We start from the raw sequence: 11,768 nt of genomic DNA on the forward strand, positions 1-11,768 counted from the left end.
CTATTCTTCATCAAGCATAGGATCCCATCCCCTTAACCCGTCATAGGTGAAGGCTACGATCAGGGAGACTCGTTTGCCAAGATCGTCTTTCACTATGGTTTGTAGAGGGACGATAGGGGCGAGAATTCTATTTCCAAGGTCAACAGTTGCGTTTTGGGGCCCTGAATATTTCACCAACACCCCTGAAACACGATGAAAGGTTTTTAACTTCTTATCCCTTCCTGGTTCATTCCCCCTGATAACCTTACTTGGGTCGAAAGTTAGTTCAGAAAAGTGCATAGCGCGAGGGCCGTTTTTCCCCTTAACCAGCCACTCATGTCCCCATTGCTTCTTTTGACCCAGTTGTCGGTTTTGCCGGCAATGGTCTAGCCATTTGTTGATTTCATCTGCATAGCCTATATTTTTGTTGGAGAGCCAGCGTAAGAAGTTCATCACAGACAAATAGAAAACCGGTAATACTTCCTTGGGGCGTAAGCTACGCCAGTCTAACAATCTTTGGACTGCAACCTGGATATCGAATGTTTCAAGATGGCGATATGCGAAAAGCCATGACCGAATGTCAGAATCACGCACTCCCTTCATATGGATGTTTTGATCCATCATATTGACGATGCTTCGCAAATCCGCTTGTGGCAATCTCTCCCATTGCCGCTTTCGCTTTCGCAACATGGCAGAACACAGAGCTCTACGTAGTTCATTGTCACCGCCTCGATTCACCAGAACCCTTAATTGACCTATGACTGCGTCAACATTTCCATAAACCAAGTCCCATTCTGCGATAGTTCTATCCACGCGAGTCGAAGATTTGTGGCGTTGCCAGCTACGCAATACAGCAATGCTCTCTTCGGCAATTTGCATTGCATCAGCAAGCCACCGGAGGTCGGGGGAGGCAAGAAGTGATTCAAGAGTATCCTTTTTCGTCAGAGTTTTGATTCTATTAACAAGGATACTGACCGATTGGATGGTGGCGACATGTCCGTATTCACTTCGAGGGTTTAACTCTGTTGCTTTTACAAATTTTTCCTTAGATATTTCAAAGTCTTGTCTGACTGTACTGGCGATATCCTCATAGGGGGTGCCAAGCTCTTTAGCCTCTTCGAAATGGGCCTCGATTTGTCCCCGATAGCACATGCCCACAGTGTGAATGACAACATCGTCAAATTCGCCTTCTTCGCTATTCTCTGCTCTCTCTGCCACTGTTATCGCCGCTTCGATTTCTTTCGGGCTTTCATAAAGCAAATGTCTTGCGTAGTGGACTGCATAATGGTTCTCGAAAGGCCAAATTCGAGTCAGTTCTTTCAACAGGCTCCTTGATTGTTCTGAATTTCCAATATGTAAGATGAGTGGGGAAAAGCGTTTGGACGCAAATCGGCCAGCTTGATAATCGGTGTCAGCCTCCAGCACAATAGCTGTGTCTCTTGTAAGGAAGAGCGTTTCAATAAATTTTTTAACCCGTTCGGAGTCCTTGCTGTGTAAGTGTTCAATACTTTTTAATAAATGCAATGCCCATCCAACGATGTCTGCTTTCCAAGTATCTTTGTTTCGCGCTAGAGCTTTCAGCGTTTTAAGTGCAATCAGTCGGTGAGAAACCCTAATCCCAGTATCATACTCAATTGCAAAGGGGGAATTGTCACTAAAGGGGTATTCTCCCTCGTTATCCTTTTCGCATAGAAGTTTGAATTCTTGTAATGGGAGGCCCTCGCTGGAAAAGGCGCTAGCAAGGCATAAGTCAGCCAAAAGGTCTTTGCCGCTGAGAGACAGATTGTTGATAGTAGAAGCTACCAACTGCTCAAGACCATAATATTCTTCCTCAAATGCATTGAGACCAAAGAAGAATGGAGTCCTCTGGTCAACAAGCTCAGAACGCCTAGCAAGCTCCCGAATGTTCTTAATCCTGGATGTCTCACTTACTTGTTCTAAGTATGCTTCCAAGAAATCTTGTGTTTCCGTTTTAGATAATAAACAAGTCAAGACATCTTTCGACTTAGCTTGCTCCTCATACGTACGGGCAACCCAAAGAAATACCGCCCTAGTGTTGTCCTCCCACAGCTGTTGCAGTAAAGATTCACGCGAACTTTCTTTAACAATTGATGCCTCAATTACAACTAATAATGGCAGACTCGTGAATTGGAATATCTCTCTCAGGTATCCAGCAGTATCTTCTGTTATCTGATCTATAAAAACGACGGGGTTCTCTTCCATTAATTCCCATGCTATCCGGCGACTTAATGTCGAACCACCAGCACTTGGCTCATGGAGGAGGTTGATCGTTCGGTTGCTCGATTCGGATAGAGCCGCTTGAATTTGTTTCGTTATTCTTGGGGTCAATTCTCTTTCAATATCTATCTGCTGGGCCAGTTCGGCCCACTCGATAGGCAAGCCTCGTCTGAAATCTACTCCAAATTCACGCCCGGAGGGGAACTCATCACAAAGCCGTCTATGAACAAATGTAAGATCCTTTTGAGCCCTATCGAAGAGTCCTTTCTTAAGGGGATGTAATTTAACTGATCTGTCAATTCTGCACGGGAGTAATGGCTGCTTGTTTGCAGCTAAGGTTTCAGGGTCTCCATAGGCTTCTATTCTACAAAAAAAGTCGTCTAGCTTAATGGGGACACAGTCAACTGAATCCGGTAGATTGTCACTTTGGACGCCGTTTATGAGCACTGGCGCAAGTGAAGTGTGGAAATAGGTATCAATGCTTTCGGTTACAAATCGTGTAAATGTCGTCGATGACTCATCACCGCACACCAAAACTCGAACATTTGAGGGAGCAATTTGCTGTGCGACCGACTCGAAAAAAGAATTAAGATCTCGAATGTAATTTCGACGCCATTCGGCCACGCTTTCTGCTGGAGGGGCGTCTGATAAATCTATTCTTCCATTAGCAAATATCCACAATGCCCCTTTCGACAAGATCTTTGTCTCTTGAGGGATATTCCCGGGCCATGCTTGCCTAAAAGGTCTCTTGCTCCATTTATTGTAATCTGGAATCGGGGTGGTCGCGAAATCCAAGATAACAGCCCATTCCAATGCTAGTAATTGTTCAATTTCTACTAAAGGTAATTCTCTTGCGCTAGGAGAGAGAATTAAAATGTTCAATCCTTTCGGATCAAACCCGCCTATATCATCCCAAAGTCCATCTGAAATTGACTCGCAAACAAAGTTGTCCAGCCCCAAGGAGGGGATTTTATCACATTTTGTCTCTTCTTGCTTCTCTAGGAGCGGAACCATGCCATTGTCTGATGCGCAGACAACAGTATCGGTCACTTTGAGGGCTTCATTGAGAAAAATTGATGCCCACACGAAAGCCTGTCGATATTGGGACGGCGAAATGCCATTTGATGTTCCGTCTTTACATAATGGCTTGTTGACAAAACTCAGTCCGGCAGCAACTTGAGCAATGAGAAATTGTAGCCAAATGTCATCTGTGCGATCTGGAAACGTCTTTTCAACAATAGAGATAGAGGGAAGTCTTCCTCCAATGACTGCATCAGCCCAGCCCCTTTCATCAGGAGCCAGTCCGTTAAAATCAATCTCACCACAAGAGGCCAACTGCTTCGTAAGCTGGAACCAACGGACCTCACCAAGTCCATTCAATTCATTGAGCAACGTTGCTAGTTCAAAATAAGCATGGTCAAAAAAGAATAAGGCAGAGGGTTTGTAAAAAGCCAAATCTATGAGGTAAATGCCAAGGACATCAGCTCCCTGTCCTGCACGGACAAATATGTTAGATGCATGACAATCCCCGTGGGTCGGCCCCATAAGAGGGCGAATCATGGGAGTCTCATTTTCTGAACTTAGCGCATATGTATATGGGTTGGGCAAGACTTCATCGCAATGTATGAATTGGTTTGAATCAACAATAGAAAGGCCAAATTGCTCTTCCATGTTACTTCTGATCCGTCCTTTAGTAGCCTCTAGGCGATAATCGAGAGCTTGTTTTAGGAGTTTTGGATAATCTGCAAGGGCATGGTGTGATACCGATGAGTCAGACCAAAGAATGTCCCCGAGTTTAATGTATGCCGATTTGAATAGCGTCATGGAAGTTACAAGTGGACGCCATTGAATGCGAGATCTTCCAGCAAGCTGCATAAGCAGCAGATACTGGTCTTCAAATTCATATGTTTCAACTAACTCAGGAATGTTGCCACCAAAGGCTCCCTCATCTTGGGCTTGCCGATGTAATGCCTCTTCTCCTTCATAGCCATGGGGGATGTTGTCGACTTTAAGGACATACAATCCGTTGCGGTCTCCGTCGCAATCTACGAGTCCAACATAGGCTCCAGATTTACCTTCCCAAAAAAACTCTCGAATATTGAGAGCTATATTTCTTTCCTTTTGGAAAGCGTTAATAATGCCGGTGAGTTCGCTGGGCGTGTCTGGTGTTGGGGCCATTTGTGTCTCCTGTTCCAATATTAGACACATTTCCAATAGATTATTTTATATAACAAGTAAATGGGCTAATGCGACGAGATGCCCTTTTCTGTGTATAGGATTATGTTGTTCTTCGTTTGGCGTTTTGATGATCATAGTTGAATGTGCAGGCAATAACGTGTTGGGTGTTCATGCTAGATGGTATGATTCAGAGTAAATGAGAAGAGTGGAAGAGGTCGAAAACTGCAATCTCCTACCCAAGGGTATACGCCCCTGCCACCCCAGGACATCCCCTTGCACTCAATTGTATACCAGCCTGTATACCAAGGCACAAAAAAAGCACTTATGGTTGCCCATAAGTGCTTGATTTCGTTGGAGCCAGAAATCGGAGTTGAACCGACGACCTACTGATTACGAATAGGTCGGCAGATGGCTTAAATAAAGGGTTTTCGGGCGGCAGGGACCCGATAGGGACCTCGGGAGTCGGTAAAGGTCGATTTTGTGCAATGCCAATTTTACCCCTCTGAAAGCCTCTAAATGACCACGGCTCATAGGGTAAAACGCCAATCAAATAGCCGTCCTGCAGGATGGCTTTCCCCCCTGTTTCTGAAATTGAAAAGTTTTGAAAAAGCTGGGAAACCCGCCTGGGCATTGCAACGAACTGATTTTCAGTCAGTAGGTCAAGGTCCTGTAAAACTGGCACAGAGCTGCAGCCTATTGCAAAGAGCGCAAAAAGAGTAATAGGCTTAACATCCTACAGCCGCCACATTCTCGAAGATAATTTGCGTACCCTCAAACTTGCACAAAAAAGGGACGAAAAAGCGCGAAGGCGGGAGCGGAGGAGTGTTTTTTTGAGGGGAGGGTTTTGAATCCTTAGCTAAATGCCTGCTCTGGCTTGTACTCAAAAGATATATCTATAAAGATGGTCAGTGGTGATAGGTAAGTTGAATCCTAAAAAGTAGGTTGATGATGTGCGATTTATCAGAAAGATGTGATGCGGCTATAGAGTCTCGTTCTCAGGAAAAAATTGATCTATGCATCGAAGAAATACAGCTATTAGCTGAATCTAATAAAGGGAGTCTGGCGAAGGCTCAATTGAGCTACTATTTAGGAAATTTGTTTAATGCTAAGTCTGATTTATCAAATGAAAGAACTCATTTGATGAATGGCCCACGGCCAGTGAACTTGATGAAGGCACTAGAGCATAGACGTAAATCCTTTAATCTCTCCCGTGAAAAAGAAGATGTTTTACACGAACTTTGCCAAGTTAATCTGTCTAATTCATATTTCTCTATGTGCAGATATGTAGAATCTCTCGAGTTATTAGATGGATATAGTTTTGAAAATAATGAAAGCAAATATGTTGGCCTATGCAGGCAGATTTTCTTATTAGATCAAATTGAGCCAATGCTAGATGACGATGGGCACGCTGAACAGTTTGCAATGAGACGGTTAGATTTATTCAATCGGATGTATGATGAGAGAAAAGAAATTCAGCATCCTGGAGTGTTGAGATATATCAGTGCAGAAGAAAACGTTAAATATAACGAAAAGCTTACCTTTTTTTTTAAAGATACTAAAAGGATAGAGGCCCTATCTGAAAAACCATCCTATTCTCCCGATGAAATGAGTTATCGGGAATGGTGTCTTGAGAATAGACTTTTTTTAAATCCCCTTAATATAATTTCTGACCTTTGGATTGCAGATCGAGATATCCTACAATTCCCATCATATATGGTAGAATTAAATGAAGGTCCTTATTTGGCCGCTTCCTTCTCTTCTATAAAAAGAGAGTACTGCTTTGCGAGATTCTTATGTTATGATGGCTTGTTTGGTCATCATCCTGGCTATGAAGAGAATTGGCTGTTTTTCACAAATACTGGAGATGAACCTTCTTATGGTGGTGATATTGAGAAGCTTAAAGTTGCTTGCAGATTGGCCTATAGTGTTTGCGATAAACTGTTGACTCTTTTAGTTTTTTACGTTTCTGGGGAGAAAAAAAAGGTCTATTTTAGACCTCGTGAGATAAAAAAGATCATGAAGAATCAGCAGGCCCATCCTGCGTTAGAGGCTTTATTTTGGTTGAGTTCTGAATTTGGTACAGATGAAAAATATGACACTGGTTTTCTTTCAGAACTGTATTCATTCCGTAATGACCTTGAGCATAATTATGTCAGAGTTTGCGAAGGTGGCAGCTCCCCCTGGGATTCTTCTTCAGATTACGCAAGGACTGTGACGAGAGAAGAACTCATTGATTTTACCTTTTTATCTTTGTCTACAGCTAGATCTGCACTTTTCTACCTAACCTTTTTTGTTAAGTCGCAGGAAGAGCAAGTAGAAAAATCTGGGTATTACCTCCCAAATCCCGTTCCTTATGTATAAATGACGTCAATTCCTCCTAACCACTAATACTATCCAGCTTCCCCTTCAATACCTCCACTTCGGTGGAGTGCGCGTCAACCTCGCCTTGGTTGTTCGGCGTAGTGTTCAAAGCCGGATGCGTATGGACGGCCAGGTCGTGCAGGGCGCAGCGTGTAAAGTCCCCTTTCATAGGGCCAGTTAACGGTAGAGACTCCCGGCAGTTTTCGGGGGGTTGCCCAGAGGGTAGGGGGTACCCCCTGCCCTTTGGGCAGCAAAATTTATCGGCGACATATTCCCCAGGGATTCATGAGGACGTTCCTCGTTGTACTCACGGATAAAGTCCTCCGTAATGGCCCGAACTTCGCTCAGGCTGTTGAACACGTACAAATCAAGCACTTCTTCTCTGTAGGTTCGGTTGAACCGCTCGATGTATGAGTTCTGGGTGGGTTTGCCAGGCTGAATGAACTCCAGATTCACGCCATGCGATTCGGCCCAGGCCGCCATGACAGTCCCCGAGAACTCTGGACCATTGTCCATTCGCAACCTCTCGGGATAGCCGCCACGCTCTTCGGCTACCCGATCCAGCACCCTTACCACTCGTCCTGCTGGCATATTGGTATCGATCTCCACGGCCAAGGCCTCACGGTTGTAATCATCTACAGCGTTGAAAGTCCTGAAGACGCGACCGCTGTAAAGCGTGTCCCGCATGAAATCTATCGACCAGCAATAGTTTGGCGCAAGCGGTTGGGCCACTGCCGTCCGAGAGGCTTGCGGAAGCCGCTTCTTGGCCTTGCGCTTCAGGTTCATTTTCAAGAGGCAGTAAACCCTCCAGACCTTCTTGTGGTTCCAGGGCTTGTCCTGCTGTCGAAGGACGTTGAAAAGCTTACTGAAGCCCCATGTAGGCTTTTTCTCGGCCAGTTCAGTCAAGGCTGCGATGACATCGCTGTCGTCCCGCGGATGCGGCTTGTAGGCGTAGTAGCTCCTACTGATGCCCATGGCCGCGCATGCCTTGCGCAAGCTCAACTCAAACGCGTTGACCATGTGCATGACAAATTCCTTGCGTTGAACTGGCCTCAGAGTTTTTTTTCGATCACATCCTTGAGCGCCATGTTTTCCAGGCTGAGGTCGGCGAACATCTGCTTGAGCTTACGGTTCTCCGTTTCGAGATCCTTCATCCGTTGGATATCGGATGCCTCCATGCCGCCATACTTTGACTTCCACTTGTAGTACGTGGCGCTGCTCACGCCGTGCTCGCGGCAGACATCGACGACAGTTCGTCCGCCTTCCACTGCCTTCAGGATCTTGACGATCTGGTACTCGCTGAACTTCGATTTACGCATGCAAAACTCCTGTCCCATTTTGGGCCAGAAGTCTCTACTTGGCAATGGACCTACTTTACGGGGACTTTACAAGCGTACCTCCTCCATGAATGCAGTGATGGTGGGCAACAGACTTATTCCGGTACCGCTCTGGCCCATGCGAATGGTGGTCGCCTGCAGGTTGATGAAGGGCGCCTCGATGGTCTTGTTCCCCGTCACCTTCTCTGTTGATTTTCCACCGATGGTTGCGGTTGCATCACCACCGATATCCGTGGTCCGCTTGCCCCCGACAGATTCCGTGTGATCGCCGCCTATGTCTTCGGCCTTGCTCCCGACAACGATCTCATCCCGGTTGCCTTTGACCGTTGAGGCGTGATGCCTGCCGACGACTTCCTTCCGGTCCTGGGCGATGATGACGTTCATGTCCCGCCCGGTCGTCAGATTGATATTATCCACGGATATTAACCCAGCGGATCCACCAGACCGAAGCCGGAGCGCTCCCAGGGCCTCGAGCGTCTTGACGCCGCCGATCTCCTCGATGCTGTTCTCTCGGATCTTGCGCTGTTCACGCGAAAAGTCTTCCCTGTTTTCCACGGCCTCGACCTCCCGCTTGAGCGATTTGTCGATTATGGCCATGTCCGTTTCGCGTCTCCAGTTACCGTCCTTGTCCACAGTCTGGAAAACCGCCGCCGACTGCTGCCAGCGCTGTTGTCCCATGGATATCTCGGGCAGGCTCATGCCTTGCGGATAGATGTGCCGTACCAGCGGATGATCTGGCCGCCCATAGGCGAAACCGATCTCGACAATAACTCCCGGCTCCGGGAAACCGTACAGCCCGGCCTCCTGCCCACAGCCAACCGGAACCGGCAGCTGCACGGCCTCATAAACGGGGAAATCCTCGTCGCGTTCTCCGTCCGGTGTCAGGACTTCCAGATCAACGGCATACCGTGGCCGGAAACGCTCGGATGTCCCGCCATCAGCCGGAGCATCATGAACATTCAGTACCCGCGCAAAACGGGGGAGGTGCAGCCCCGCCGACAATTCCGGAAAGAGCTTGAGAATGATCTGCTTTACAGTCTGTCGGAGCATGTCGTCACCATCTTCTGTTCCTCAATTTGTGTACTTGCGACATATTTGCCGTTCAGAACCACGCCGGGGCGCAGCTGGGGCAGAATCACGGATTGCCTGCCGCCGGTGGCCGTCACCTTGTCGAATAACCCTTCGGAAAGAGCAGCTGGCCTGGTCGCCCACCGCGAATCCTTCCACGATCCGACAAAGACCTGGCCGTCCCCCTGCTGTTGCCAGATATAGTCCTCGATGCCGAACACCGCGCCTATTGAGTTAAGCCCATGAAATCCGTCTCCGAGTGCATAAAAGGCCGGGACGATCCGATGGGCATACTCCCGATCCGGCACAACAAAGCGCAGCCCGGTCCGTTTGGTGTACCACTGCACCACCTCGAGCAGCGTCGGGTGCCGAAGCGCCACCGGCATCGGTGCATACAGAACCGATGTCAGCTCACGGCACCGCAATCGTTGCTGCTTGGCATTCACCGTCTCACTGGTCCGAATCAGCCCGGTGAAATACACCAGGTCCCGCTCCTGGGCGGTGTACCCAATCTCAAACCGTACATGCCCGGACAGCACGGTTTCGCTCTGTACCTGAAAGATTGCCCGTCCCGGTGAGCGGAGCGACAGCCGGACCTCCGCCTTGTCGAGTTGAACAGGCTGATTATTGACGTACAGGGTCTTGCGTAACTTCATGCCAGCACCTTATCCAGATAGTAGAGAGCATGTTCAACCAAGCCCATTTCTTGGATTTCCTGTTCTGCTTTTTTGAGCGCTGCGGTATCCGTAACAGTTGATGTTCCCTCGCTGACCTGGGCAACCGGCTCCGGCTTCGGTTCACGTTGCTCAACACGTTCAGGATTGGATTGGTATTCTTTGAGGGTGAAGGAAATATCCCAGGCTCGCAGCCCGTCTTTTTCCCTGACACTGAAATTCTCGGCAAACCGGACCTGTCGAATGCCCATGGCATTGGCAGTCTTGTTGACGATAGTATAAATTTTTCGTTCGCCATTTGTTTTTGCTTCAGCCACGCGGGTCAGCTCTGTCAGGTCGCTGGCATCGATCGCCTTGATAACAAGCGACACCGTGATTTTCTTGGGCTTGAATCCATTTTCGACTTCATCGGTACCGCTCGTATCCCCGGACGCATCCGTCGTGCGGATGTCCATGCTCGCCCCGATTTTCAATTCATGGCCGGGCATGTTGTAATTGTCCAATCGCAACAAACTCATAGGCTTACCATCTCCCGAATGAATGCAACGTCATCGATGCTGCCGATCCAGCAGCACAACGCGCTCAGTTTATAGCCTTCCACCGGCGGTGTGTTCTCTTTCAGTTGTCTGCGGATGCTGCCCATGTTGCCGTTCAAAGCCAGCCCCACGCCGGAATCACCGCGCAGCGCGTCGGTCACTAAAGTCCATGCCGCGTCCAGCTCCTGCAGATGGGTGCGCTTTTTCTCGATGAGCGCGTTCAGTTCCGCTTCAGGGCGCGTGTTTTCCTGCTCATATCCCTCGGCCATCCCCAGCAAACCGCCCATCTCCTGATCCAGCTGTACAGTTCGAGGGTGCCGTCGCGTCTCATGGCTATGCCATGAAGGATGCACAGGGCCGACCGCACGGATCAGCTTGTCCTTTTCCAACGTCGCCAACCACTTGGCCCGACGCTTTGCCAGCATCAATTCCGTTACGGGAAAGAGCGTGCAAAACGCATCCAGAACAGCGGCAAAATGGTCATGGTCGACGCCTCGCAACAGGAGAAAGACGCTTTCTAGACTATTTTTAGACAATACGTCCTGGGGGTCGGCCAGCTTGTCGGCCATCCCTGTTACCGTCTGTTGCGGGGTCAGGTAGGCATATTCGCCGCGCCGGTCTCCCAGGGGGTGAATGTACGGGTGCAGGCACAGGAAATGCCCCCCGGCCTGCAGCAGCCCAATCGTGGCGATTCGCAGTGCCTCCACACCGGCAGCGGCAGCGGCCACCGGATTGGATGCAATGGGTATCGCCCCATTAACCGCAGCCAGACGGTTCTGGCTTGCGTCCAGCTCATTAGGAGCAGCCCCCCGGCATCCCTGCAATTCGTCATGGACTGCCTGCAGGGATGGCGGCGGGGCCAGCGTGATGGGGTTCCAGGTCATATCTACCAAGCTGCTGGCGGTTCAGGCCAGATTATGGATGCCGGGAATCCGGCCTGCTGCGGAATATCCCGAAGCGCCTGCCGGTAATCCTGCCAGACAACAATATCCTCGGAACTCAACGGGCAGTCGGCCAATTGGGTCCAGTCAGTATCTTTGAGTAGTGAGTCGCGTTTTGCACGTATGTCTTGCTCCTTTGCGATCAGGTCAATGTCCCACTCATTCGTAGCAGGGTTCCAGACAGGATACTCCGGAGGAGCTAACAAGGTCAGCCCTGCGGGGATTTGTCCATGTTGTTTGATTGTCACAGGCATGGCTGTATCTGTCTTCCATGCCTGTTTCCCATGGTTGGTCTCTTCAAGTGTCCATGCCCCGTTTACCCTTTTGGGTATGTAACCAGCTGGGCAATCTGGTATACACTGCCGGGTTGCATCCCGGGGCGGCTGGCTGCCGGGATTAGCAAAGCCCTTACGAATAAAGTAGCCGTTGTCATCGAAATAGTAGTTTATTAGCATA

8 protein-coding genes are annotated in these 11,768 nt (G+C 48.8%); 1 reads left to right on the forward strand and 7 read right to left on the reverse strand.

Annotation, left to right across the window (positions count from 1 at the left end):
- Positions 1 to 4,395, reverse strand: coding sequence for a hypothetical protein (locus tag DPRO_RS17480; protein WP_097013227.1), 4,395 nt, complete (start codon positions 4,393 to 4,395; stop codon positions 1 to 3).
- A 945-nt stretch (positions 4,396 to 5,340) separates the two neighbouring features.
- Here DPRO_RS17480 and DPRO_RS17485 point away from each other — a divergent pair.
- The gene (locus DPRO_RS17485; protein ID WP_097013228.1) at positions 5,341 to 6,756 is read left to right on the forward strand and encodes an LA2681 family HEPN domain-containing protein; all 1,416 of its coding nucleotides are present in this window, start codon (positions 5,341 to 5,343) and stop codon (positions 6,754 to 6,756) included.
- A 177-nt stretch (positions 6,757 to 6,933) separates the two neighbouring features.
- On the opposite strand, the gene DPRO_RS17490 is transcribed toward DPRO_RS17485, so the two are convergent.
- From DPRO_RS17490 to DPRO_RS20560, 6 genes are all read right to left on the reverse strand, one after another.
- Positions 6,934 to 8,075, reverse strand: a protein-coding gene (locus tag DPRO_RS17490; RefSeq protein WP_097010305.1) for an IS3 family transposase whose coding sequence is annotated in 2 segments (ribosomal slippage) — positions 6,934 to 7,814 and positions 7,814 to 8,075 — 1,143 coding nt in all. Because the reading frame shifts where the segments join, the coding sequence is not laid out codon by codon here.
- A 66-nt stretch (positions 8,076 to 8,141) separates the two neighbouring features.
- A complete protein-coding gene (locus tag DPRO_RS17495) occupies positions 8,142 to 9,143 on the reverse strand; it encodes a bacteriophage T4 gp5 trimerisation domain-containing protein (protein WP_097013229.1) in 1,002 nt (333 codons plus the stop codon).
- On the reverse strand, positions 9,125 to 9,817 hold the full coding sequence (locus tag DPRO_RS17500) for a hypothetical protein (protein ID WP_097013230.1): 693 nt from the start codon (positions 9,815 to 9,817) through the stop codon (positions 9,125 to 9,127). Before DPRO_RS17500 ends, DPRO_RS17495 begins: the two co-directional genes overlap by 19 nt.
- The gene (locus tag DPRO_RS17505; RefSeq protein ID WP_097013231.1) at positions 9,814 to 10,353 is read right to left on the reverse strand and encodes a baseplate complex protein; all 540 of its coding nucleotides are present in this window, start codon (positions 10,351 to 10,353) and stop codon (positions 9,814 to 9,816) included. Before DPRO_RS17505 ends, DPRO_RS17500 begins: the two co-directional genes overlap by 4 nt.
- Positions 10,350 to 11,255 carry a hypothetical protein gene (locus tag DPRO_RS17510; RefSeq protein WP_097013232.1) on the reverse strand — a complete coding sequence of 302 codons (906 nt, stop codon included), beginning with the start codon at positions 11,253 to 11,255 and terminating at the stop codon, positions 10,350 to 10,352. The genes DPRO_RS17505 and DPRO_RS17510 overlap by 4 nt, the downstream gene beginning before the upstream one ends.
- A 2-nt stretch (positions 11,256 to 11,257) precedes the next feature.
- The gene (locus tag DPRO_RS20560) at positions 11,258 to 11,767 is read right to left on the reverse strand and encodes a tail fiber assembly protein (RefSeq protein ID WP_232005641.1); all 510 of its coding nucleotides are present in this window, start codon (positions 11,765 to 11,767) and stop codon (positions 11,258 to 11,260) included.
- Between the last annotated feature and the right edge of the window lies 1 nt (position 11,768).

It is taken from the genome of Pseudodesulfovibrio profundus, from assembly GCF_900217235.1.
Classification (GTDB): Bacteria; Desulfobacterota; Desulfovibrionia; order Desulfovibrionales; family Desulfovibrionaceae; genus Pseudodesulfovibrio; species Pseudodesulfovibrio profundus.